We start from the raw sequence: 24,084 nt of genomic DNA, 5'->3' as shown, positions 1-24,084 counted from the left end.
CATTGGTGACTAGATAAAGGCGGGTTACGTATGCATTGCAGACGCACAGGCCTTTCTTTTTTGAGCATTGAGCCGGGGCAGTGCAGCTTACCCAATAACTTAGGGCCGTTATACAACCAACCCATGAGAATCGCGCTGCTGCTGACCCTGCTCACTACGGCCTCCGTTGCCCAGACCAAACCCGATTTAACGACGCCCTACGAGCGAAGTGGAGGGCGGGAAACTGCAACGTACCCACAAATCATCGACTACTACGGGCGGCTCGACAAACAGTTCGATCAGGCGAAATTGGTTGAAGTGGGGAAAACGGATGTAGGCAAGCCGCTCCACCTGTTTTTACTGGCCGCCGACAAGTCGTTTACGGCCCGGCCTAACCGCGTCACGCTGCTCATCAACAACGGCATCCACCCTGGTGAGCCGGAGGGCATCGACGCCTGCATGATGCTGGCCCGCGACCTGTTGCAGGCCAACAAACTGCCCAAAAACGTGCTGTTGGCGATTGTGCCGGTGTTCAACGTGGATGGCTGCCTGAACCGGGGCGTCTCGCGCGTGAACCAGAACGGCCCCAATACGTATGGCTTTCGGGGCAATGCCCGCAACCTGAACCTGAACCGCGATTTCATCAAGGCTGATGCCGAGAATACGAAGGCCTTCCAAGCGATGTTTCAGCAATTGAAGCCGCAGGTGTTTATCGATAATCACACCAGCGACGGGGCCGATTACCAGCACGTGGTCACGTATTTCGCTACGCAGAAAGACAAGCTGCATCCCGCCGTGTCGGGTTATATGACCCAGACGTTCCAGCCCGCACTCGACAAAATGCTGGCCGATAAGGGTTTCCCAACGGCTCCCTACGTAAATCATCCGAAAGACACGCCCGAGAGCGGTTTGCTTGGGTACAACGATTCGCCCCGGTACTCCACAGGCTACGCGGCGCTGTTCAACTGCTTCGGCTTCACGCTCGAAACGCACATGTGGAAGGATTACCCGGCTCGGGTGAAGGGCAGTTACGCCTTCGACGAGGCGGTGTTACGTCTGTGCGAGCGCGACGCCAGCCCGATTCTGGCTAACAAACAGCGCGCCGATGCCGCCGTTACTAAACAAACGACTTTCGCGCTTAACTACCGGCTCGACCGCAACCGGGTCGATTCGATTACGTTTCTGGGTTACGAGGCGGCCTACAAACCCAGCGACGTTTCGGGCCTGCGCCGCCTGTACTACGACCGGAGCAAGCCCTTCACCAAGCGCATCCCCTACCTGAACCATTTCGTGCCCGACCTGCAACTGACTGCGCCCCGTGGGTACGTGATCCCGCAGGGCTGGCGGGAGGTGATCACGCTGTTGAAACGCAACGGCGTGACGATGCAGGCGTTTACCCGGGATACGCTGCTGACGGTGTCGGCCTATTACCTGGACGATTACAAAACGGCCCCGCGCCCCTACGAAGGGCATTACCTGCACACGGGGATCCGGGTACGTTCGGAGACGCAGCAGATTCCGTTTTACAAGGGCGATTACCTGATTCTGACCAATCAGCCTACCAACCGTTACCTGATCGAAACGCTGGAACCGCAGGCGCAGGATTCGTTTTTTGCCTGGAATTTCTTCGACAGCACCCTCGACCAGAAGGAGTATTTCTCGGATTATATTTTTGAAGACACCGCCGCCGAACTACTCCGCAATGACCCCACCCTGCGCCAGAAACTGGCCGACAAGCGCGCCGCCGACAAAGCCTTTGCGGAAAGCGCCAACGCCCAACTGGAGTTTATCTACAAACAGACCCCCTACTTCGAGAAAACGGTCAACCGGTACCCAGTCTACCGGCTGGAAGGCAATCGATGAGGAGCCGATACGTACCCAACTCGTTTACTGAAAAAACGCACTACTATGAACCGGAAGCTAACGTACCTGAGCGCCTCGCTGCTCACCATCGTCCTGTCATTCGCTTTTAGCAGCCCCACCCTGGCGCAGCAAGGACGCCAGCCCAGCAACCAACTGGTACGGCTCGCCCGACTGGTCATCGACTCGACGCAGCTTAACCAATACAATGCGTTGTTGAAGGAAGAAACCGAAACGTCGGTGCGGGTAGAGCCGGGGGTACTGACGTTGTATGCCGTAGCGGAGAAAAAGCGCCCCAACCACATTACGATTCTGGAAATTTACGCGGATTCGGCGGCGTACAAAGCTCATTTACAAACTCCCCATTTTATCAAGTACAAAACGGGCACAAAAGACATGGTTCGGTCGCTCGAACTGGTAGAGACCACCCCGCTCGTGCCGGGAATGAAGATCAAGTAAGCGCAACGAGGCACCGTCTGGCAATAGCTGTGTTCAACCCTGTCCTCGCTGTCGCCTGCGATGTCGTATCTTCGTTGGCTGAGCGACTACGGCACTGACCACGTACCCCTATGAACTACCTCCTTGCTGCCACCCTGTTCTTCGTCAGCCTGTGCGTACGGGCGCAGACCGTTTCCGTCGATACGTTCGCGACCCAACTGAAACAAAACCCGGCTGCCCAGCTGATCGACGTGCGCACGCCTGCCGAGTTTGCCGATGGCCATTTACCCAATGCCGTCAATATCAACTCGCAACGCGACGATTTCGGGCGGGCGCTTGCTTCGCTTGACAAAACCAAGCCCGTCTTTGTGTACTGCCTGTCGGGCGGGCGTAGCAGCCGGGCCGTCGCGCAGCTACGCGAGCTGGGCTATACCGATGTCCACGAGTTGAAGGGGGGGTATCTGAAATGGTCGTCGCGGATGATGCCGGTGGACGGCGTAACCCGCTCGACGGCCAGCCCGCAGTGGACAAAGGCGCGCTTCGACAGCCTGACGCGGGCGCAACCGCTGGTGTTGGTGGATGTGTATGCGCCCTGGTGTGCACCCTGCAAAAAAATGGCTCCCATCATCGATAAGCTCACGCAGGAACTGACCGGACAGGCGACGATCATTAAGCTAAATGCCGACACAGAAAAACCGCTGATGACGGCCTATCAGGTCGACGAGTTGCCAACCCTATTGATCTTCCGTAACGGCAAGCTGGCTGACCGCCAAACCGGTTTCCGCGACGAAGCTGCGCTGCGGGCGATGTTGAAATAAGCCTGGGGAGAGTGAGTATAGAATACCCTCAACGCATTACCTATCCTTGAGCAAAGTGGTCGTGCTTTTTTTGTCATCCCGACCGGTCCGCCGGTGCGGGCAGGAGGGATCTTAAAGCATCCTTATTTGTGAGTTAGAATACCTCAAGATTCCTCCTGCCCGCACCGGCGGACCGGTCGGAATGACAAAAAATCGGCTCAAAAGGCCTTTTCATTGGAAGGCTGTGCGCTAAACTAAATCGCTTTCAGCAGGCCGCGCCGACGGAGCAGGGGTTTGATGTCGGGCTCGGCGCCACGGAATTTACGGTAGAGCGTCATGGGATCTTCGGTGCCACCGCGTTCGAGCACGTTTTTGCGGAACGACTGCGCCGATTTAGGATCGAACAAACCTTTCTGCTTGAACACTTCGAACGCATCGGCATCGAGCACCGCCGACCAGATGTAGCTGTAGTAGCCTGCCGAGTAGCCACCCGAGAAGATGTGCTGGAAATAGGTGCTCCGGTAACGCGGCGGAATCTGGTCGATCAGGCCAATTTTGTCCATTGCCTGTTTCTCGAACGCCAACACGTCGGTGGGCGTTTGACCGGGTTTCAGCGTGTGGTACGACATGTCGAGCAGGGACGCGGCCAGGTATTCGCTCGTTTCAAAACCTTGGTTGAACAGACTGCTCTGCTTGATCTTGTCTACCAGCGCGTCGGGGATGACGGCCCCGGTCTGGTAATGTTTGGCAAACAGTTTTAGCATCTCCGGCTCCACGGCCCAATTTTCCATGATCTGCGAGGGCAACTCCACAAAATCACGCGGTACCGACGTACCCGACTGACTGCCGTAGTGCACATTGGACAGCAGGCCGTGCAGAGCGTGGCCGAATTCGTGGAAAAACGTGCTGACTTCGTTCTGCGTCAGCAGCGCAGGTACGTTGCCGGTGGGTTTCGAGAAGTTGCAGACGATGGATACGACGGGCGTGATCTTCTTGCCGTTCTCGACCTCCTGACGCCGGTAGCTGGTCATCCAGGCCCCACCGCGCTTGCTCGACCGGGGAAAGAAATCCATGTAGATCAGGCCTATGTGACGCCCGTCGGCTTCCTTCACTTCGTAGACCGTGGCGTCTTCGTGGTACACCGGTATGTCGGTACGGCGCTCGAACTTCAGGCCATAGAGGCGGCCGGTCAGCATGAAGATGCCTTCGCGTACGCCTTCCAGCGGGAAGTAGGGGCGCAGTTCCTGTTCATCGAGGGCGTACTTTTCCTTGCGGAGCTTTTCGGCATAATAACGCCAGTCCCAGCTAGCCAGCTTGGCACCGCCAGCGGCCGGGTCTTTGTCCATGATCGCCTGTAACTCTTTGGCTTCCTGCCGGGCCACGGGCACCGTGGCCGTCCAGAGCTGATTCAGCAATTCAGCGACTTTGGTGGGCGTTTGGGCCATGCTTTCTTCCAGTACGTAAGCCGCGTGATTGTCATAACCCAGCAGTTGCGCTTTTTCGGCGCGCATGGCAACCATGTTGGCCATGATGGCCTTGTTGTCGCGTTCGTCGTTGTGGTTGCCCCGTTCCAGGTATGCCCGCAGGAGTTGCTCGCGCAGCTTCCGGTTGTCGGCATATTGCAGGAACGGCATGATGCTCGGGTTCTGGAGCGTGAATACCCACTTGCCCTCCAGCTTCCGCCTTTTGGCTTCTTCTGCCGCAGTAGCCACCACTGAAGCGGGCAGCCCGCTCAGGTCTTCTTGCTTATCGATAACGAGTGTATACGCGTTGTTTTCGGCAAGCAGGTTCTGACCAAATTTCAACGTCAGCACCGATAGCTCGCCGTTAATTTTCCGGAGTCGCTCCTGCTTCTCACCCGTCAGAGCCGCCCCGTTACGGACGAAATTCTTATACATCTTTTCGAGCAGTCGCTGCTGATCGCCCGATAGTTTGAGCTTGCTGCGCTGTTCATATACGGCCTTCACCCGACTAAACAGGACCGGATTCAGCATGATGTCGTCGCTGTGTTTGGCCAGTTTAGGCGCGACTGTCTGGGCAATTTTCTGCAACTGATCGTTGGTGTTGGCCCCGTTGAGGTTGCCCAGCACCGTGTTGACCCGCCGGAGGAGGTCGCCACTCGCTTCGAGCGCCTCCACTGTATTGGCAAACGTCGGGGCCGACTTCTGTTGCGTGATCGTGGCGATTTCGGCGGTTTGTTGTTTGATACCTTCGTCGATGGCGGGCTCGAAATGCTCGGGCTTGATCTGATCAAACGGAGGTACCCCAAACGGAGTCGTATAAGCCGAAAAGAATGGGTTTCCGGCTGGCGGATCGAGGGCGGGTCGTCCCGACATGAGCGCAGTCATCACAACAGGTAACGCGAGAAGAAGAGTAACTTTCATTTGATGAAGATCGATTGTCTTTGCGTCTTTAAAAGTACGACATACTGGCCCGGTTTCCTGCCCAGGTACGTTGTCAAATGCCGTCTTTCTCACGCGCCAATCGGTGTTACTCCGCCCGCAGGCTCTTTATCGGGTTTACCAGCGCCGTCTTAACCACCTGTAGCCCAATGAGCACGGCCGTGATGAGCGCCAGCAGCAGCGCCACCAGCACAAACGGTTGCCAGCCGATGCTGGTGTGGTAGGCGTAGTCAGCCAGCCAGCCCGATATAGCCCAGTAGGCAAAGGGCCAGGCCAGCAGGTTCGCCAGCACCAGCATCCAGACATATTCGTGCAGGAACAGCACCACGATACCGGGCACCGACGCGCCCAGCACCTTCCGAATGCCGACTTCTTTGGTCCGGCGGGCTACGCTCAACGACACCAGCCCCGCTACGCCCAGCAGCACAATCAGCAGGGCCAGACCGGTGGCGACGTAGGCCGCTTTTTCCATCTGAAGCTCGGTTTGGTAGAGTTTCGCCAGCGTCTGATCCATGAAGGCATAGTCGAAGGGAGCATCGGGAAACTGCTCGCGCCAGGTTTGCTCCATCCGCTCGATGGTCGCCCGCGGGTTGCTGGAGGCCAGCCGGAACGAGAAAAACCGGTATAGGGGCCGACTGCGCAGGTGTACGATAGCCAGCGGGTTGATGGCCTCGTGCATGGTGCCGACGTGGAAATTCTGAACGACGCCCCGGATCGTGTACCGCCGTGGGTCGCCCTGAAACCGGACGATCTGACCCAACGCGGCCTCGGTGGCCGGGTAGCCTAAGGCCTTGATGGTCGCTTCGTTGAGCACGATACCGGTAGAGTCGGAACCGGCTTGCCCCTGATGGAAATAACGGCCGCCTTTGAGGGTAATCTGGTAAGTTTGGGCATACTGTTCGTCGGTTGTCATGAGCTTCACGCTCACCGCCTGTGTGGAGTCGCGGCCCTCGGGGAAGAGGTTAGCGCTGTTGCCCACGTTTCCGTTCGGGATTTCGTACGACAGACTCGCCGCCTGAATGCCGGGCAATCGGGCAAAACGGTCACGGGCGGCTTCCATGCGGGCGACTCCTTCGGGCGACCAGTTGCGGGGCAGCGACGACACCGTCAGCACGGCTTCTTTCTTGAAACCCAGATCGGTATCGAAAAAGAACGTGACCTGCCGCGACACCACCACGGCCCCCACAAACACAAACACAGCAATGGCAAACTGAAGCGTAACCAGTCCCCGCCGGAACAGGATGCTCTCTGACTTGCTTTTGCCTTTGAGCGAATCGACCGACGAATAGCCCGACAGATACAACGCCGGATAGCCGCCCGCCAGCGCGCCGACCAGTAACACCAGCAGCGGCAGCAGCCAGCCATACCGCCACGGCAGCGCCGTAAGCGAAGGCAGCGGTTTGCCCACCACTTCGTCGAATACCGGCCGTAGTGCTACGTAGAGGCCTACAGACAACACCGCCGCCAGCCCGGTCAGCACCATCGCCTCGATGAGGAACTGCGCCGTCAGTTGCCGACGCAGCCCGCCCAGCGCCTTCCGCACGCCAATTTCCCGCAGCCGCACCGCCGAGCTACCCGTAGCGAGGTTCACGAAGTTGACGACCGCCATCAGCAGAATGAAGAGCGCGACAAGGGCCAGCGTCACGATCATCTTGTGCACCAGCCCGTTGTTGCTTTGCAGGTAATAATCGGTCAGGGGGGTTACGTAGGCCGTCAGGTTTTGCGCCAGCTCAGCGGGGGCGTTGGTCGCGATCAGTTGCGCCATCGGTTTAGCCAGATCCTGCGGCGTCACGCCCGGCTGAAGCTCGATGTAGTTGACAATGTAGGGATTGGCCCAAACGGTGAGGTCGGCTCCGAAACTGGCCAGGCTTCCCGGCGACAGAAACACCTCGTTGGCTTCGGTCAGCAGATTCGACACCGAATTGGGCGGTAGTTCGTCGAGTACACCCGTCACCAGCAGTTCCTGCTTGCCGCCCTGCGGTGTTTCGATGGTCACCAACTGATTCAGCACGTCGGCCCGGCCAAACAGCTTCTGGGCTTTGGCCACCGTGAGCACAATGGCGTTGGGCGCCGCCAGCGCCGTGCGCGGGTTACCCTGTAGCAGCCTGAAGCCGTACATGGTCAGCAAGGTGGAGTCGCCAATCTGCATGGACTCCCGAAAGTGATTTGTCCCTTTCGAGAGCGTGGCGCTGACGCCGTGAAAACGGTAGTAGTTCGCCACGAGTTGTGGGTACGTTGCCCGTAGGGCCGGACCGATCGGCGCCAGCGAGGTAATGTCCATGCCCATGTTGTCCTGTTTCCAGCGGCTCTGGATCAGGCATTGGCGGTCGGCGTTGCGCAGGGATTGGTTTACCTGGTATTCGCCCCAGACGTAGCTGCCAATCAGGCCAAAAAAGGTGAGCCCGACGGCCAGGCCGATGATGTTGAGGGAAGCGTAGACTTTGCGCCGGAGCAAGTTTCGCCAGGCAATCGTGATGTAGTTCTGAAGCATAACGTGTCCGTACTAACGTGACGCAAGGTACAGACACGCCTGGCTGACAGGCTGTTAATGTATGTTAAGGTGTACGTATGGCCTATGCTCAGCTAAAGACATTTCTCAAACTCTTTAGGCTGACTACCAGGAAGAACGAGTATCAAGTTGGTTGGACTTATCGAGCTGACTGGAAAGCGCTCATCTTTAATCGGAAAAAGTCCATTGGTGATACCAACGTAACGAGTCACCAGCACATCGTTTTCAATCCAGTATGTATAGGGTTGACTTTCTGCCTGCCGACAGGTTTTTACCGTATCCTCAACTATGTACAGATAGTCTTTGTCAAACGTCCAGCGGCTGTACGGCCTTCCTGTCGATGACGGGGCATTCCAGGTCCCAATCAATTGATTTGGCTTAATCGACGAGCCTGGTCTATCGTGGCAAGCTGCTGTCAATAGCAGCAGCAAAGCAAGTTTCTTCATCTTCCCCTCAATGTCATAGCGATCACGTAGAATGAAGACCGTTCTTCACGACGAAGCGTTGGAACAGACGCTTTCTGATGAGTTACTCATACCAACTACTGCGCTCAACCGCCCTGTTGGCAGGTACTCGTTAAGGGGTCATACCAGCCACCCTGACCGTTTCGATTTGGCTATGCTCGAACGTCAGGTTGACGGATCGTGCGCCCTTGGGCCGGGTTTTGTGGATTGTATTCTGGGGAATCGTAACGAGCTGACCGGGCCGTAACTCGATCGTCTGTGTTTCCAGTTCGATGAGAAGGATACCCTCAATCATGACAAACGTTTCGTCCGAATTAGGGTGGTAATGCCAGTGGTAAGGCTCGGTCATCACGCTCACCTTCACAACATGATCATTGACCGACGCCACCGACAGGTTGGTATACGCTGTTACAGCGTGGGTTTGCTCGCCGATATCAAGCACCGTAAGCGGGTTTTCATTCATCACGGACAATGGCGTTTGGAGTCGATGGCCTGCTTATAATACAGACTCTTTCAACGTCGTAGTCGGGTTGGCGTATTGCAGGAGGCCGTTCCATTTTCCCAGTAGGTTGTACCGCTGCCCTGTCGCTGTATTCACGACGGTGCCCTCGAAGGAGCAGGTGAGCTGATACGTCGTAATCTGACGACTAATGTCCACTTTCGACTTGGGTGGAATCTTCACCGTTACCAGCCGATTGGGGTCAAAGCCGTAGGGTTTTTGCTGCTGAACAGCGCTCAACGGGTACGTGTCGATGGAGCGGTCAAACAGGCCATTTCCATACCAATGCTGCGGCACGCTTACCGCCAACGTACCCAGGTCAAGCCCGGCAGGTAACTGGCTGGCCGGATCAATCGTAAACCGCGATGTTTTCATCAAGCCACCGAATCCTTCGTCGACCTGCTGCGTGGCGGCAACTGAGCCTGCATTGTAGACGCTTACGCCCTTCAGTTGTATTGTTGTGGTGTCGACGCGATCACCCTGGCCGATGAAATACCGAATGGCTTTGAGTTCGTACCGATTGGGGGCGACCACAACCGGAGCGACCGGCTCAGGGTGTGAACAGGCGCTCAATAAACCCGCCACCAGAAAACAGAGCGTCGATAAATGCGAAACCGTTGTGTTGAAAGAGGGTCGATTCATCCTGCTGTCGCGGTCAAGTGGTCCTGTCAATACTGGTCAACTTCCCTCAGAAGGCCATCGTTGTTACTTCTTACTGTCTTTATACCACTTGTTATGTAGATCAACTTGTTTATTGATTACAACGTACACGTATTCCCCTTTTACCCGACGGCGGCAGGCGTTTTGCTTCAGCACCTACAATCGCCGGTGGTTACTGTTTCTTGGGTAAAGGTACAATTCGGCCCGATTTTTTCCGGTCAGACGAATCAGCCGGAAACCGTTCTGTCATGCCTTCTAGGCTTCGTAGTGCCTGCGTCAACTGTTCTTCCGAACGCGTTGCGGGGGAGTGGTTCGGCATGGCCACCGCGTTTCCTCGTTCGGTCCGCGTAGGCATGGCCACCACATTTCCCTGGTCCTTGAGCACGGGCATGTTATCGGCATTCCCAGTGGTATCGTCCTGCTTTTTGTCGAGGCGTTGCTGCGCCAAAGCCCCTGTTGCACACAGCAGGCCTACCAGCACCATCATTCGTTTCATAACCAACCGTTTGTGTCTGCACAGAAGGACCCATTTTATGGCTAAAGCGTTGCTTCTGAGATTTTTTTACGGCAAGCGGCAATGTGCCTACTCGCTACGCAGACTCTTGACCGGGTCCATCTGCGCGGCCCGGTAGGTTTGGCCGCTGATGGTCAGACCACCGATCAGCAGCAGGACACCCAGACAAACGCCCAGTGTTTCGAGGCCGAGCGTGACGTGGTAGGCAAACATGAAGAGGATGGAATAGCCCGCCATGTAGCCTAATGGCAGGGCAATCGCTGCCGCCAGTGCCAGCCACTGCACAAAACCCCGCGAGAGTAGCCACACGATCTGCGCCACGCCAGCGCCCATCACTTTCCGGATGCCGATTTCTTTCAGGCGCGTTTGCGTGGTGTAGTTGACCATGCCAAACAGGCCCAGCCCCGCAATGGAGAACGCTAGTACCAGCAACAGGCTCATAAAATTGGTGTCTTCGTCGTGCCGGTGCCGCTCATATAGGTAGTTGTCGTACCATTGACCCGCAAACGGATCGTAAGGGTTCACCCGTTTCCAGGTACGTTGCGCGGCGGCCATCACGCTGGTTTCGGCACCAGCCGCCACCGCCACGCTCAGGTAGCGAAAATCGGCGGGCTGGGTACGTAGCAGCAGCGGTTTGATTGTCCAGGAAAAGGTGGTGAACCGAAAATCGCTCAGCACCCCCACGACGTGTACGTCGGTGCTGTCGTCGAGCCAGAGGGTTTGGCCCACAGCCTCGCGGGGACTACCCAACCTGAAGGCCCGTACGGCTTCCTCGTTGAGCAGCACCTGCCGTCCCGACGAGTCGGCGCTCAGCGAAGGCAGATTCTGCCCGGCCAGCAGTCGCAGGTTCATCGTGGGCACAAACTGGTTATCGACCGACCAGGTGAAGGTCTGCATGGAATCGGGGCCGTTACGTTGGCGCTTTACCTGATTTTGGCTGCCAAACGACCCGAACAGGCCCGACGTAAACGTCACCCGCTCTACGCCCGCCAGCCGCCCCAGTTCACCCGCGAGCCGGTCGGCCGTTCCGGCGTTGAGGGGCAGGTTCAGGATGCGGTCGCGCCGGAAGCCGTAGTCGCCGGTAGCCATGTAATCCATCTGCCGCATCATTGTCAGCAGCGCGATCATCGCCACGAGCGAGATGGAGAATTGAGCCACGATCAGCGATTTACGCAGCGAAATGCCCCGGATAATCCGCAGGCCCGTATAGCTCCGCAGCACCTGAGCTGGTTGAAAGCGCGACAGCACCCGCGCCGGTACGAACCCCGCCAGCAGCCCCACACCGATACTAAACAGCACAAATACGCTCCAGAGGGTGGCGTCCCACGGCAAGGCACCCAGCAGCCACTGTTGCACAAACGCCATTGGCCGCACCCATTCGAGCAGGATCGCCGCCAACCCCAGGGCCAGCAGCGAGAGTATCACCGACTCGGCCATAAACTGCCCCACCAACTGCCAGCGCAGCGCTCCGGCCACCTTCCGGATACCCACTTCGCGGGCGCGGGCCAGCGAGCGGGCCAAGGTGAGGTTGATGTAGTTGAATGCCGCCATGAGCAGCGTCAGCAGTCCCACGCCCAGTTCGGTCAGCAGCCCACCAATTTGTGGCTCATAGGTCGCCAGCATCATCTCGTTGTAGGAAGGCGATAGCTCGGTCAGCGACTGCACCTGAAGGCTGTAGCCTTTCTCGTGCTGGAACGACAGGTTTCGGAGTACGCGGCTCGTCAGGGCGGGCAGCACGGCATCGAGTTGGGCCGCCGTGGCACCCGGCTTCAGCAGGGCGTAGGTATAACCGGCCTGATAGACCCGCCAGTCCTGAAAGATGCCGGGCCGTTGCGTTTGGGTCGATGGTGCCAATGAAAACAGCAGGTCGAAGCGGAGGTGCGAGGGCGTCGGTGTCTCGGCGAGCACGCCCGTGACGACGGCCGGGGGCATGCCTTCCTGCGTCAGCACTTGCCCGATGGGGTTTGCCGTACCAAAAAACCGGTCGGCGGTCTGCCGGGTAATCACCACCGTGCCGGGTTGGGTGGCGGGTTGTCCCTGTGCCAGCGGGTAGCCGAAGATGCGGAAAAAGGACGGGTCGACGGCGTAGCTCAGCAGTTGCAGCCGCCGGTTGTTGCCCGTAATCTCACCGTAGGTACGTGTCAGCCGGGCCGTTTCGTCCACCAGGCCGTAATCGCGTTTCAATACCTCGGCCAGGGGCATGGGTGAGGTGGCATACGTTAGTACGTTGTTGCCTTTGTCGGTCACCTCCGTTTGTAACCGCACGATCCGCGCCCGATTGGGGTGAAAGGTATCATAGGTAAACGCGCCCCGGATATGCGCCATCGCCAGCAGACACACCATCAGCCCCGACGCCAGGCCAAAGGTATTGATGAAGGTAAACAGCTTGTGTTTCCACAGATTTCGCCAGGCGATCGTGATGTAGTTGCGTATCATATCCGGTTGCGGTTAATCACTCAGGAGCGCATCGCCCAAAATAAGTGCCGAACCGACAGGCCACCATCAAAACACTCATTACCAAGCCCCTACTCTATTGAACAACACAGCCCATGTCCAGAATCGGACATGGGCTGTACCGTCGTGGACATCTGTCGCCGACAGTCGTTATTGACAATCTTCGGTTATTCCGTCCGCAGGCTTCTGACCGGGTCCATCAGAGCGGCGCGGATACTCTGGAACGACACCGTCAGCAGGGCGATGAGCATGGCCAGCAACCCCGCTCCGGCAAATACCCACCAGTGCAGGTCGATGCGATAGGCGAAACTTTGTAACCACTGACTCATGGCGTACCAGGCAATGGGCACGGCAATGAGCACGCCGATAAGCACCAGCTTAACAAAGTCTTTGGCCAGTAGTTGAATGATCCCCAGCACACTGGCCCCCAGCACTTTCCTGACGCCGATCTCGCGGGTACGTACCTGCGCCGTGTAGGTAGCCAGCCCCAGCAGCCCGAGGCACGAGATAAGAATGGCCATCGAAGCAAACACGTTGAACAGCAGCCCCGATTGTTGCTCAGCCCGGTAGAGGCTGTTGAACGAATCGTCCAGGAAGGTATAGGTGAAGGGGGAATCAGCGTTGTATTGGGTCCACGACCGCTGCACAGCGGCGATCGCCTGCTGCGCCTGGTTGCCGGTGGTCTTTACGTAAATCGCCCCCATGTCGCTGGGTTGGTAGAAAAAGATAGCCGGCTCGATCTTTTGCCGCATCGAGGCAAAATGGAAGTCTTTCACCACGCCCACGATGGTGCCCCAGCGTTTCCAGAGGCGAAACCGTTTGCCAATCGGGTTGCGGATTCGAGCCGTTTTTACGGCGGTTTCGTTCAGGATCACGTGCAGCGAATCGGCGGGCGTACCGGTGAAGCTGCTACCCGCCACCAGCTTCATGTTGAAGAACGCCGTAAAGTCCTTGTCGATCGCGACAGGCCGCATGAACATGGTTTCACCGGGTTGCTTGCCGTCCCATTCGTTGTCGCCAGTCTGCCCGTCGAGATTGACGATATTGGCGCTGGCGCGCGTTACGGCCTCCACCCCGGGCTGTTTAAGCAAATCGGCTTTAACGGCCTCGTAATGGGTACTCATATCGCGCATGAAGAAGCCAAACACGTGCGTCTTGTCGTAACCCAGTTCCTTCGAGCGAATGTAGTCCAGTTGGTTACTGATGATGAACGTACCGGCAATCAGAATCACCGACACGGCAAACTGAACCACCACCAGTGCTTTCCGAAAAACCGCCTCGCTCAGCCGACCCGATACGCGCCCTTTGAGAGCTTTCAGCGGCTCAAACGACGACAGTAGCATGGCTGGGTAAATGCTCGACGCCAGCAACGTACCCACGATCGTGAATCCGATCAGCTGCCAGATGTGGTAATCGGTGAAATCAAGCACAAGCGCCTTACCCGACACCTCGTTATAGAGCGGCAACAGCGCGTAGATCAACCCGCTCGCGGCCACGGCTGCCAGTGTGAAAAGCAGCGCCGTTTCGATCAGAAATTGCAGGAATAGCTGCCCACGGGCCGCGCCCACAATCTTGCGCATGCTGATTTCCTTCGACCGCAGTAAGGCCCGCGCCGTGGAGAGGTTGACGTAATTGATGCAGGCGATGGTCAGAATCAGCAGGGCGATGATCGAAAACATGCGCACCGTTTCGATGCCCCCCGCCGAGCCGTCGGCCTGGTAGAGGTGCATGTCGGGCAGGGGTTGCAGCAGGTACGTCAGGTCGGTATCGTCGGGTTTGTTGCGGAGGTGGATGGTCCGCAGCTTGTCGGCGAGTCGCTCAACCGACGTACCTGGTTGAAGCAGCAGGTACGTCTGATAATTGAACGTGTGAAAGTCGTTGTCTCGGGTAAGCCCATCGGCCTGCGACCGGTACATGGTGTCGAACCACAGCGCCATCGGCAGCACCATATCGGCCTGAATGCTTGAGTTACGGGAAAAATCCCGGATGATGCCACTGACCCGAAACGTGTTGGTTTTGTCGACCGTCAAGACCTTTCCGATGGGGTTTTCCGAGCCAAAATACCGCTGCGCCGTGCTTTCCGTGAGCACGATCGAATGGCTGTCCGGGAAAGGTTTGGCCGGATTCCCCTGGAGCAGCGGCAGGTCGAAGACCGAGAACAGGCTAGGGTCGGCAAAGGTCGTGTGCTCCTCGTTGATGGTTTTGTCGCGGTACTTAAACAGCGTGAAGGCGTTGTTGTGCGCCAGCCGAACGCCCTCTTTTATCTCGGGCAGCTCACGTTTGCCCATGTCGGCAATGGGGGCTACGGTAGTGGTCCAGATTTGGCGGCTGCTGCCGGTGCCGGCCCAGTTTTCGAGGCGGTAGATGGCGGCGGCTTTGGGGTAGAACCGGTCGAAGCTCAGTTCATCCTGCACCCAGAGCAGAATCAGGATACCCACGGCCAGGCCGGCGGTGAGGCCCGTCATGTTGATGAGCGAGTAGAACCGGTTGTTGACCAGATTGCGCCAGGCGGTTTTCAGATAGTTTCGTAGCATAACGGGACTCAGTAAGGAGGGGGAGGTGTACTCGCTGGCGTTTCGTTTGATCACATAGGGCCTGACGAACCCCAGCACATCGCGCCAGTAGCGCCAGCGGGCGCGGCGTTCGCCAATCCGCTCGGCCTGCCAGGCGAATTCTTCGTGCAGATCGCCTTGCAGCGCTTCGAGCCGGTGCGGGGCCACAAACCATTCGAGCAGGCGGTCGGCCCAGCGGGGCGGTTGGGGGGCTGGTTTCATAGGCTGGTGGCGAGTTTAGGGGTGGTGGGTACGTCGTCCCACAGCTGGGCGCGCACGGTTTTGATATCCTGCAAGGTTCGGTAGCCGTAGGCCGTCACGGTGAACAGCAGCTTCCGCCGACCGCCCCGTTCGGGCGTGGGGTCACCCAGCCGCGAGGCCACCATGCCTTTGTCTTCCAGCCGATGCAGGGCCGCGTGCACCTGATTAAGCCGCACCGAGCGGTCGGTTTGTTCGTTCAGTTTGTGCGTAAGGCCCACGCCATAGGCCTCGCCGTCGAACGCCGCCACCAGCAGTAACACAATTTCTTCAAACTCGCCCAGGTACGTTCGCTTCATGATTGTAATAACTTCCACTTTTGCTGATCAAATAAGCTGCCAGATTGGTCCAATGGCCCCTTGCAGGCTGAAATCGCCTTTTTTACACGAAAAAAGCGTACGTCCGCTGTCCGATTCTGGACAGCGGACGTACGCTTTCAGAGCAACGTGAGTTGTTAAAACTTGATTTCCTGCGTCAGGTACGTTGCCCGTTCGTCGCCGTTGATGCGCACGGTGGCGGTGAGCGGTTTCTGGTTCCAGTTGACGGTAATGAGGCCGTAGTTGAGTTGGGTCACCATCTGGCCGACGCGGTGCCGGTTCGGTTCTTCGTGGGGCTTCGAGACGTGCGTGAGGCCGCTGCTCGTGATGTCGTAGAGGTCGTAGGTCAGGCCGGGTACGTTCACTCTGGCTAGTTCGGCCATGTGGCGGTCGCCGCTGATGAGCATAGCCCCTTTGGGTTTGGTTTTACCGAGCAGGTCGAACAGGCGCTGGCGGGCGGTGGGGAAATTGGCCCACTTTTCGTAGACATGCTCTTCGGCCAGAAACTGAATGCCGCAGCCAATCACGTGCACGTCGGCATCGGAATTGGTCAGTTGCGTTTCGAGCCATTGCCACTGCGCCTCGCCCAGTATATCGCCCGTTGGGTCAGGTACGTTGTCTTTGCCGTTTTTCTTCAGCGGATCGCGGAAGTACCGGCCGTCGAGCAGAATCACCTTTACCCGCTGCCCTTTCGGCCCGTAGACATGCGCCGAATAAGCCCCTTCCTGGGTACGTAGGGGGCTGCTGCCGGGTACGTCCATGAAATCGAGCATCAGTTGCTGACTTTCCCGCCGGCGTGGGTATTCTTTGCCGCCATCGTTCACGCCATAATCGTGGTCGTCCCAAACGCCGATGACCGACGTCGACTGCCGCAGTTGCCCGTAAACGGGGTTGGCTTTCTGGCGGGCGTATTTGGTCCGTAGCGTGTCCATACTTTCCGAATCGCCGTAGATGTTATCGCCGAGCCAGATCCAGACGTCGGGTTTCTGGGCCACGATATCGTCCCAGAGGGGTTGAGGGCGTTTCTGGTCGCTACACGAGCCAAAGGCAATGATCGAGACGGGTTTAGCCGATTTGGTTATTGCGGCGGCGGGCGAGGGGGCGCTGACGGTAGCGGTGGGCTGATTCGGTCGATTCGTGCGGCAACTGGTCAGGAGCGAAACCCCCAACAGGCCAATGAGCAGGCGTTTTTGCATACGTGAAGCGTACTTATGAGTTGTAAAAGTAAGCAGCGACTGCTAGTCTGGGCTGTTATCAGATTGTGAAGGGTATCTGGCTTTCTCGTGGGTGTGTGTTTGGTTGCCGACACGGGTATAGTTGCTGGCTCCTGTTTCGCGCGAATAGCACTTTACGCAGAACAAATTAAGCCTATTGAATAAGGCATGAATGTGCTGCCGGTGCTAGGCGGTGAAGTGGTATCTTGTGGCTAGTCTCTTTTCCCAATATACCAACTCGCATGAGAACCAAACAACTACTAACCGGCTTGCTTCTGAGCAGCTCACTGCTGGCTTTCGGGCAGGACGAAAAACTCGACGCGGCCGCCACCGACAAAATCCGGCAGGAAGGCCTGCAACGGTCGCAGGTGATGGAAACGGCGTTTTACCTGACCGACGTCAACGGGCCGCGCATTCAGGGGCCGGGCTACATGAACGCAGCCAACTACGCCAAAGGCAAACTGGCGGGCTGGGGCCTGCAAAACGCCAAACTGGAAGCCTGGGGCGACTGGGGCAAAGGCTGGAACGTGGAACGCTGCTATTTCGCCATGACCGCGCCCTACTACAAGTCGATGATTGCTGTGCCCCGCGCCTGGAGCGGCAGCACCAACAAACTGCAAACAGCCGACATCCTGTTCATCACCGACTCCGACACGATGGCGCTGGAGAATTACAAGGGCAAGCTGAAAAACAAGGTGATCCTGCTGGATCAGTCGTACAAAGTGACGCCCTCGTTCAAAGCCGACGCCGACCGGTATACCGACGATGAACTGCAAAAGATGGCGAGTACCGAAGCGCCACGGGGCGGGGGTCAGCGCATGCAAGGCGACTCGGCCATGCGGCGAATGATGCAGACGATGCGGACCCGGAATGTCTTTAACCAGAAGATGCGCAAAATGGCGAAGGCCGAAGGCGCCGTAGGTATCCTGAACAGTACCCAGAATAGCAAAGACGGTACGCTCTTCGTGAGCGGCGACTACGCCAACGCGGCCCTCGGTGCCACGCCCGACGACCTGGCCGACTTGTCGATTTCGGCGGAAGATTACATGATGCTTTGTCGCCTGATGAAAGCCAACGTACCTGTCAAGCTGGAAGTAGACGTCAAAACCAAGTTCTTTACGGACGACATCAAAGGCTACAACGTCCTGGCCGACATTCCCGGCACGGACCCCAAACTGAAAGACGAAGTGGTGATGCTCGGCGCCCACCTCGACTCGTGGCACGCCGCCACCGGGGCTACCGACAATGCCGCTGGTAGCGCCGTGATGATGGAAGCCGCCCGCATTCTGAAAGCGATTGGCGTGAAGCCCCGCCGCACCATCCGCATTGCCTTGTGGAGCGGCGAAGAGCAGGGCCTGTTCGGTTCACGCAACTACGTAACGAACAACCTGGTCGACGCGACGACCAAGAAACTGAACAAAGCCGGGGAGAACGTAGCCGCTTATTTCAACGTGGATAACGGTACGGGCAAGATCCGGGGGATTTACTTGCAGGGCAACGAAGCGGCGGGGCCCATTTTCGGGCAGTGGCTGAAGCCGTTCAACGACCTGGGCGCGACTACCGTCACCATCCAGAACACGGGCGGCACCGATCACCAGTCATTTGATCGCTACGGCATTCCGGGCTTCCAGTTCATTCAGGACCGGATCGAGTACAACACCCGCACGCACCATACGAACATGGACACCTACGACCACCTGCAAGCTGACGACCTGAAACAGGCCGCCACGATCGTAGCCAGCTTCGTTTACAACGCCGCCATGCGCGATCAGAAGATACCGGCTAAACCAGTGGTCACCACCCAGCAATCGGGTCGGTAGTTCATACCCCCCGCCGGAATGCCGGACCACCTAAAGGGAGCCTGCTGGCGCATATTTACTCATGCGCCAGCAGGCTCCCTTTAGGTGGTCCGGCATTCCGGCGGGGGTATTTTATTACGGATACAACAGGTACTTCTTCCGCATTTTCTTGTAGTTGGAGAGGCCCGGCTCCCAGCTCTGGCGGATTTCTTTCTCGCTCACGCCCGCGATGATCTGCTTTTTGAGGTTTTCGGTACCCGCCAGCTTATCGAAGCTGCCGATCTCCTTGCTCTGGCTCATATCAAAGAACCGCGCTTTGTCGGGATAAGCCTTGTAGAGCTCCATGAGCCATTTCAGGTTGAGCTGCCGGGTTTTGCGGAAAATATTGGTGTCGTAGTTCCGCAGGTCGAGGCCGTAGCACTCCTGATCCTGATGCAGCGGGGCCTCTTTCATGCCTTTGATGCTGACCGGCTTAAACGAAAACGAGTAGATGCCTTTCAAGGCGGGTGCGCCCAGCACCGTGAACGGGATGTACGTACCCCGGCCCTGGCTGATGATGGTGCCTTCGAACAGGCATACGCTGGGATACAGCAGAATCGACTGGGGTGTGTTCAGGTTGGGCGAGGGGTTCACCGGCAGCACATACGGCGTATCGTGGGTGTAGTTGGCCACCTTGATGATCTTCAGTTTGCACTGCGCTTTATTGGGCAACCAGCCTTCGCCGTTGGCCATCTGGGCAAATTCGCCGATGGTCATGCCGTGCGTGATCGGGATTTTGTGCATCCCGATGCCCGAATGCAGGTGATCGTCCAGCATGGGTCCGTCGACGATGAACCCGTTCGGGTTAGGGCGGTCCAGAATCATCAACTCTTTGTTGTTTTCGGCGCAGGCCTCCATCACGTGCGTCAGCGTGTTGATGTAGGTGTAAAAGCGCGCCCCCACGTCCTGAATGTCGTAGATCAGCACGTCGATCTTGTCGAGCTGCTCTTTTGTGGGCTTCTTGTTTTTGCCGTACAGCGAAATAATGGGAATGCCCGTTTTGGCGTCGACTTCGTCGGCCACTTTGGCTCCGTTACTGGCGTTGCCCCGGAAGCCATGCTCCGGCCCGAACACCATCACCACATTGACACCCAGACTTTGCAGGCTGTCGACGCTGCTCTTACTGCCGATAATCGAAGTGGGGTTCACGACCATCCCGACGCGCTTGCCTTTCAGATAAGACAGGTACGTTGCCACCTGATCGGCACCCGTGATGAGCTTCGGGGCTGCCGCGACGGTTACGACGGCGTTTTGAGTGGGTTGGAAAAAGCCTGTTGACCAGGCAAGGCCCACCAGCAGCGGGACCAGAGCGAAAGAGCCGATTTTCATACAATCTGAGCAAGTAACTGATCGGCAAATTGCTCAGAAAAGCGGAGGTGTGCAACGAATGACCACCCGACGATGAACGCTCCCGGCCTGCGTTGGTGCTTTTGGTGACCAACGCCGTCAGCAACGTACCCACGAATCACGGCTTAGTCGTGGTTTTTCTCCAGTGTCAGCGTGTGTAGGCCGTCGGCGTACTGGTAGGTAACGGTTAGCCCGTAGGTCTCGCCGATTTGCCTGACGATGGCCAGACCCAGCCCCACCGACTCGTTGCCGGTCGCTTCTTTCCGAAAGCGCTCAAACAGGGCCATTGGGTCAGACATGAGGGGCGCGCCGGTATTGCTCAGTTGCAGTTGGTCGGCCGAGGAACGTACCTCGATACGGCCGTCAGGTACGTTGTGCCGGATAGCGTTGCTGACCAGGTTGGTGAGCAGGCTCTCGACCAGCAACGACGGCAACGACGCCCGAAAGGCCGCGCCCGGCACCAACCGAACACGGATGCCTTTGTGTTGCAGCACCTCGTCCATGTCGGTCAGGCGCTGAATCAACTCGGCTTGCAGGTCGACCGGCTGCGCGGCGGGAAACTGCCCATTTTCAATTTTCGCCAGCAACAACAAGCCCTGATTAAGCCGCGCCATTCGCCGCGAAGCCTGATAGATCTCGTCGATCCAGTGGGTTTGGCTGGGCGTAAGTGCTTCCGACTGAATCAGTTGCTCCACCTTGGCATTGATCAAGGCAAGCGGCGTCTGCAACTCGTGGGAGGCATTTTCGGTAAACTCTTTCAGGCTCAGATAATCATGCTGCATCTTGTCGGCCATCTTTTGCAGCACCTGGTTCAGCTCGCTAAACTCGGTGATGCCCGACCGTTCCAGTTGCAGCGGCGCACCGCTACTCAGGTTGAACCGCTTGATGCGCGAGAGTGTGTCGTAGAACGGTCGCCAGAGCCGCCCTGACAATTTACCCTGAAACCAGAACGTCCCCCCCAGCAACAGACCCAGAAAAACGGCCATCGTCAGCGAAATAGCTTCAATGAGTCGGTAGGTCTGAATGAGCGACTTCCGGATCGACACCCGGTGCATGACGCCACCAATGGGCGTATAGAAGGTGAGCTGCCGAAACGGAATCAGCTCATCGTTGTAGCGGTTGCGGATCAGCGTGTCGGTGAAGGTTTCGGAACGCTGCGCGGTGGGTGCCGGTACGATACCGATCTTGTTCTCGACAAAATACGGGCTGGTCGACCAGGTCGCGTGAATGCGGACGTAGGTCTGGAAATCGCGTTGTTCGACCTTGAGCCGGCTTTCCACTTCGTCGTAAATCAGCAGCCGAATGATCTGGTAGAACATCACGGCCGTGAGCAGGTAGATCACCAGCGAGAAACCCAGGTAGATCCGATTGGTTTGGCTAAGCAGTTTCAAGGTAGGCCAAATTTATAACCGATACCGTAGATCGATCGGATGTAATCGCCCGCCCCTTTCTCGATCAGTTTACGGCGCAGGTTTTTGATGTGTGAATACACCATATCGAGCGAGTCGGCCGAGTCGATGTTGTCGCCCCAGAGGTGTTCGGCAATGGACACTTTGGTCAGCGCCACGTCGATATTCGACAGAAAATAGAGCAGCAGATCGTACTCTTTGCGCGAAATCGGCGTGTGCTTCCCGTTTACGTAGACGTTGCGCGACTGCGGCACGACGGTGATGGACTCAAACCGGATTTCGGTATGCCCCGCAAACTGCCGCCGCCGCAACAGTGATTTCACCCGCGCGTTCAGTTCCGACAGGTGGAATGGCTTGGTCAGGTAATCGTCGGAGCCGATTTCCAGGCCTTTCAGTTTGTCTTCCAAGGCATTACGCGCCGAAATAATGATAATACCCGTGGTGGCTGTCAGCCGTTTTAGCGACTGAATTAGTTGGAAGCCATCGCCATCGGGCAGGGTCAGGTCCACGATAATGCAGTCGTACGAATACAGATAGATGCGTTCGTCGGCCTCGCGAAACGTGGTGGCCGTTTCACAGACGTAGCCCTCCCGGCTCATGTACTCGGTGATGCTCTCCGCCAGCCCCTGCTCATCTTCAACAACCAGTACTTTCATTGTGTCGTCAGCTACCTATTCAACGAAAGTAGCGGCCAATGTTGGAAAGATTTGGGAAATAAGTAGTCGGCCTCTACCTGGGTTATCAGCTCAACTGCGTGTTGGCAAACTGAATCATCGCTTTGTTGAGAAACGCCGCGAAGGCTGGGTTTTCCTGCCCATTCTGGCTGGTAAACCGCAGGTCGTTCACGTATAGGTGGGCCAGCCCTTTGTAGGCCTCTGCCATATTTTTTCCACGACAAACGGCCTCACCCCAGAAACCGCGGATGTTGGCATAATGCCGGGCGATCTGCTGCTGCACAGCCGCGCTGGTGGGGTCCTGCTGCATCATGCCCAGCAACGTCTGGCCGATGTCCTGCTGCTCGGCTTTTAGCTGCTCGAATCCCGCTTTGCCTAGCTGGCGCAGGTGCTGTTCGCTCAACTCGACTTCCTGCCCGTAGTGGGCAACGGCTTCCTGCCGGAAGGCTTTGGCTTGTTGGTCCGAAAAGCCTTCATACAACTCGTCATCTGTCATCATGATTGATTCTCCTTTTAGTTTAGAAATGGTTTTGTCAATCGTGTTTAACAGCGTCGTCAGCCGTTGCTGACGGTCGTGCAGGCGCTGGCGGTGGGTTTGCAACGCCCGCACCGCATCAAAATCCGGCTGAGCCAGCAACTGCCGAATGTCGTCGAGTGAAAAATCCAGTTCCTTGTAGAACAGAATCTGCTGGAGCCGGATCAGGTCATGCTCGCCATACAGCCGGTACCTGGCCTCGGTCCGAACCGATGGCTTGAGCAATCCCAGCCGGTCGTAGTGATGCAGCGTGCGCACACTAACCCCCGCCATACCAGCCAGTTGCTTTACCGAATACAGGCTCATTCGCGTTGTTCAAGTTGATTGACGAACCAAAGCTAGGCTATGACGTAAGGGGAGAGTCAAGCAAAACTTTCCCTTTTTTTGCGCTAACCTGCCTACCGTGCCTGATAGTCGTCGACGATGCCCTGCATCATCCAGTTGGCCAGCGCCAGCCGGTTCGAGGCCAGCAGAAACCGCCGTTGATCGAGCGGGTTCTGGATATTGCCCAACTCGATGAACACGGTGGGCGGATGGCTGTTGCGCACCACGTAGAGTGTGTTGCGGGTGGTGACGTTGCCCGAATAGGGCCGGTCGGGCTGGTAGCGTTTGTAATTCGCCTTAAAGCGCTTGTGAATGTGCTTTGCTAGTTGTTTACCCGCTTTGTTACCGCTGTGGTGGTAGAAAAACACATCGATCTTCTCGCCCTGACTGCGGCTATCGACATGAATGGTAATGAACCGTTGATAGGCCGCTTTGTGGCGGGCGTAGAGCCGGTTGACGGCCGTGGTGGTCTGGTTGAGGCGGGCCGTCTGGTTGAGCGGGATGGGTTGGCGCGGGTAGGCTACCTCGTCGCGGTCGAGTTTCAGCACGGCGTCGTTGCGGATTCCGTCGTTCAGGTCCTGCACCATCATGAACACCGTAGCGCCCTGCTGTTTCAGCAGTTGGGCCAGCCGAACCGTCACGTCGTAGGCGTATTCATCTTCGGGCAGCAGGTAGCGGCCATACTTGCCCAACGCCCCCGGATCGGGCCCGCCGTGCCCCGACGCCAGGTAAAACACCGTGCCGTCGAGCGGGCGGCGGGGCGCACTTTTAACCACGGCTTTTTTGGCCGCCCGCGCTTTCGTAGCCGTTTTTTTTGCGTCGGCCCGCTTTTCCTTATGGCTAACCCGGCGTTTGGGCGCGGGCTTGGGTTTGGCAGCCACTCGCGCGGTGCGTTTGGGCGAACGGCGGTCAGGTACGTTGGCGAACCCCTCGGCGTAGGGCAGACAAAACACCCACAGCAGGAGCAAGCCGATAAAAAGTCGATTAGGCAAAGCGTTGATTGACAGACGATACAGCGATTGATAAGGTACTTTCGAAAG

19 protein-coding genes are annotated in these 24,084 nt (G+C 57.4%); 4 read left to right on the top strand and 15 right to left on the bottom strand.

The window, feature by feature from the left end:
- Positions 1–123 precede the first annotated feature (123 nt).
- The 3 genes from ACAW74_RS20030 (at position 124) to ACAW74_RS20020 (ending at position 3,095) form a co-directional block, all read left to right on the top strand.
- Positions 124–1,842, top strand: coding sequence for a M14 family metallopeptidase (locus tag ACAW74_RS20030; RefSeq protein ID WP_370700005.1), 1,719 nt, complete (start codon positions 124–126; stop codon positions 1,840–1,842).
- Positions 1,843–1,887: 45 nt separating this feature from the next.
- Positions 1,888–2,298, top strand: a complete 411-nt coding sequence (locus tag ACAW74_RS20025) for a putative quinol monooxygenase (protein ID WP_370700004.1) — start codon at positions 1,888–1,890, stop codon at positions 2,296–2,298.
- 110 nt (positions 2,299–2,408) lie between these two features.
- The gene (locus ACAW74_RS20020; protein ID WP_370700003.1) at positions 2,409–3,095 is read left to right on the top strand and encodes a thioredoxin domain-containing protein; all 687 of its coding nucleotides are present in this window, start codon (positions 2,409–2,411) and stop codon (positions 3,093–3,095) included.
- Between the two features lie 233 nt (positions 3,096–3,328).
- On the opposite strand, the gene ACAW74_RS20015 is transcribed toward ACAW74_RS20020, so the two are convergent.
- The 10 genes from ACAW74_RS20015 to ACAW74_RS19970 form a co-directional block, all read right to left on the bottom strand.
- A complete protein-coding gene (locus ACAW74_RS20015; RefSeq protein WP_370700002.1) occupies positions 3,329–5,458 on the bottom strand; it encodes a M3 family metallopeptidase in 2,130 nt (709 codons plus the stop codon).
- A 106-nt stretch (positions 5,459–5,564) separates the two neighbouring features.
- Positions 5,565–7,967, bottom strand: a complete 2,403-nt coding sequence (locus ACAW74_RS20010; RefSeq protein WP_370700001.1) for an ABC transporter permease — start codon at positions 7,965–7,967, stop codon at positions 5,565–5,567.
- 92 nt (positions 7,968–8,059) lie between these two features.
- Positions 8,060–8,431 carry a hypothetical protein gene (locus ACAW74_RS20005; RefSeq protein ID WP_370700000.1) on the bottom strand — a complete coding sequence of 124 codons (372 nt, stop codon included), beginning with the start codon at positions 8,429–8,431 and terminating at the stop codon, positions 8,060–8,062.
- A gap of 130 nt (positions 8,432–8,561) precedes the next feature.
- The gene (locus ACAW74_RS20000; protein WP_370699999.1) at positions 8,562–8,912 is read right to left on the bottom strand and encodes a cupin domain-containing protein; all 351 of its coding nucleotides are present in this window, start codon (positions 8,910–8,912) and stop codon (positions 8,562–8,564) included.
- 33 nt (positions 8,913–8,945) lie between these two features.
- On the bottom strand, positions 8,946–9,590 hold the full coding sequence (locus ACAW74_RS19995) for a hypothetical protein (protein WP_370699998.1): 645 nt from the start codon (positions 9,588–9,590) through the stop codon (positions 8,946–8,948).
- Between the two features lie 190 nt (positions 9,591–9,780).
- Entirely contained in the window at positions 9,781–10,104 is a 324-nt protein-coding gene (locus ACAW74_RS19990; RefSeq protein WP_370699997.1) for a hypothetical protein, read from the bottom strand.
- 87 nt (positions 10,105–10,191) lie between these two features.
- A complete protein-coding gene (locus ACAW74_RS19985; RefSeq protein WP_370699996.1) occupies positions 10,192–12,558 on the bottom strand; it encodes an ABC transporter permease in 2,367 nt (788 codons plus the stop codon).
- Between the two features lie 185 nt (positions 12,559–12,743).
- Positions 12,744–15,350 carry an ABC transporter permease gene (locus ACAW74_RS19980; RefSeq protein WP_370699995.1) on the bottom strand — a complete coding sequence of 869 codons (2,607 nt, stop codon included), beginning with the start codon at positions 15,348–15,350 and terminating at the stop codon, positions 12,744–12,746.
- Positions 15,347–15,685: a PadR family transcriptional regulator gene (locus ACAW74_RS19975; RefSeq protein WP_370699994.1), complete on the bottom strand. Its 339-nt coding sequence runs from the start codon at positions 15,683–15,685 to the stop codon at positions 15,347–15,349. Before ACAW74_RS19975 ends, ACAW74_RS19980 begins: the two co-directional genes overlap by 4 nt.
- Positions 15,686–15,840: 155 nt before the next feature.
- Positions 15,841–16,899, bottom strand: a complete 1,059-nt coding sequence (locus ACAW74_RS19970) for an alkaline phosphatase D family protein (RefSeq protein ID WP_370699993.1) — start codon at positions 16,897–16,899, stop codon at positions 15,841–15,843.
- Between the two features lie 260 nt (positions 16,900–17,159).
- On the opposite strand from ACAW74_RS19970, the gene ACAW74_RS19965 reads away from it, so the two are divergent.
- The gene (locus ACAW74_RS19965) at positions 17,160–18,737 is read left to right on the top strand and encodes a M28 family metallopeptidase (protein WP_370699992.1); all 1,578 of its coding nucleotides are present in this window, start codon (positions 17,160–17,162) and stop codon (positions 18,735–18,737) included.
- Positions 18,738–18,851: 114 nt separating this feature from the next.
- Here ACAW74_RS19965 and ACAW74_RS19960 read toward each other — a convergent pair whose 3' ends face one another.
- From ACAW74_RS19960 to ACAW74_RS19940, 5 genes are all read right to left on the bottom strand, one after another.
- On the bottom strand, positions 18,852–20,084 hold the full coding sequence (locus ACAW74_RS19960) for an exo-beta-N-acetylmuramidase NamZ family protein (protein WP_370699991.1): 1,233 nt from the start codon (positions 20,082–20,084) through the stop codon (positions 18,852–18,854).
- 143 nt (positions 20,085–20,227) lie between these two features.
- Complete coding sequence (locus tag ACAW74_RS19955) at positions 20,228–21,493, bottom strand: sensor histidine kinase (RefSeq protein WP_370699990.1); 1,266 nt, start codon at positions 21,491–21,493, stop codon at positions 20,228–20,230.
- Positions 21,490–22,167, bottom strand: coding sequence for a response regulator transcription factor (locus ACAW74_RS19950; protein WP_370699989.1), 678 nt, complete (start codon positions 22,165–22,167; stop codon positions 21,490–21,492). Before ACAW74_RS19950 ends, ACAW74_RS19955 begins: the two co-directional genes overlap by 4 nt.
- 85 nt (positions 22,168–22,252) lie before the next feature.
- Positions 22,253–23,026 carry a MerR family transcriptional regulator gene (locus ACAW74_RS19945; RefSeq protein WP_370699988.1) on the bottom strand — a complete coding sequence of 258 codons (774 nt, stop codon included), beginning with the start codon at positions 23,024–23,026 and terminating at the stop codon, positions 22,253–22,255.
- Between the two features lie 92 nt (positions 23,027–23,118).
- Positions 23,119–24,036, bottom strand: a complete 918-nt coding sequence (locus ACAW74_RS19940) for an N-acetylmuramoyl-L-alanine amidase family protein (RefSeq protein WP_370699987.1) — start codon at positions 24,034–24,036, stop codon at positions 23,119–23,121.
- Positions 24,037–24,084 lie beyond the last annotated feature (48 nt).

It is taken from the genome of Fibrella musci, from assembly GCF_041321105.1.
Taxonomy (GTDB): domain Bacteria; phylum Bacteroidota; class Bacteroidia; order Cytophagales; family Spirosomataceae; genus Fibrella; species Fibrella musci.
The sequence above is the reverse complement of the archived record's forward strand: the minus strand, read 5'-3'. Positions and strand labels throughout refer to the sequence as shown.

Excerpts from the sequence above, each read along its gene's own strand:
- ACAW74_RS20010 (WP_370700001.1), bottom strand. The coding sequence starts at position 7,967 with ATGCTTCAGAACTACATCACGATTGCCTGGCGAAACTTGCTCCGGCGC.
- ACAW74_RS20020 (WP_370700003.1), top strand. The coding sequence starts at position 2,409 with ATGAACTACCTCCTTGCTGCCACCCTGTTCTTCGTCAGCCTGTGCGTA.
- ACAW74_RS19975 (WP_370699994.1), bottom strand. The coding sequence starts at position 15,685 with ATGAAGCGAACGTACCTGGGCGAGTTTGAAGAAATTGTGTTACTGCTG.
- ACAW74_RS19965 (WP_370699992.1), top strand. The coding sequence starts at position 17,160 with ATGAGAACCAAACAACTACTAACCGGCTTGCTTCTGAGCAGCTCACTG.
- ACAW74_RS19945 (WP_370699988.1), bottom strand. The coding sequence starts at position 23,026 with ATGAGCCTGTATTCGGTAAAGCAACTGGCTGGTATGGCGGGGGTTAGT.
- ACAW74_RS19990 (WP_370699997.1), bottom strand. The coding sequence starts at position 10,104 with ATGAAACGAATGATGGTGCTGGTAGGCCTGCTGTGTGCAACAGGGGCT.
- ACAW74_RS19960 (WP_370699991.1), bottom strand. The coding sequence starts at position 20,084 with ATGAAAATCGGCTCTTTCGCTCTGGTCCCGCTGCTGGTGGGCCTTGCC.
- ACAW74_RS19995 (WP_370699998.1), bottom strand. The coding sequence starts at position 9,590 with ATGAATCGACCCTCTTTCAACACAACGGTTTCGCATTTATCGACGCTC.
- ACAW74_RS20005 (WP_370700000.1), bottom strand. The coding sequence starts at position 8,431 with ATGAAGAAACTTGCTTTGCTGCTGCTATTGACAGCAGCTTGCCACGAT.
- ACAW74_RS20030 (WP_370700005.1), top strand. The coding sequence starts at position 124 with ATGAGAATCGCGCTGCTGCTGACCCTGCTCACTACGGCCTCCGTTGCC.
- ACAW74_RS20015 (WP_370700002.1), bottom strand. The coding sequence starts at position 5,458 with ATGAAAGTTACTCTTCTTCTCGCGTTACCTGTTGTGATGACTGCGCTC.
- ACAW74_RS19985 (WP_370699996.1), bottom strand. The coding sequence starts at position 12,558 with ATGATACGCAACTACATCACGATCGCCTGGCGAAATCTGTGGAAACAC.
- ACAW74_RS19980 (WP_370699995.1), bottom strand. The coding sequence starts at position 15,350 with ATGAAACCAGCCCCCCAACCGCCCCGCTGGGCCGACCGCCTGCTCGAA.
- ACAW74_RS20025 (WP_370700004.1), top strand. The coding sequence starts at position 1,888 with ATGAACCGGAAGCTAACGTACCTGAGCGCCTCGCTGCTCACCATCGTC.
- ACAW74_RS19950 (WP_370699989.1), bottom strand. The coding sequence starts at position 22,167 with ATGAAAGTACTGGTTGTTGAAGATGAGCAGGGGCTGGCGGAGAGCATC.
- ACAW74_RS19970 (WP_370699993.1), bottom strand. The coding sequence starts at position 16,899 with ATGCAAAAACGCCTGCTCATTGGCCTGTTGGGGGTTTCGCTCCTGACC.
- ACAW74_RS20000 (WP_370699999.1), bottom strand. The coding sequence starts at position 8,912 with ATGAATGAAAACCCGCTTACGGTGCTTGATATCGGCGAGCAAACCCAC.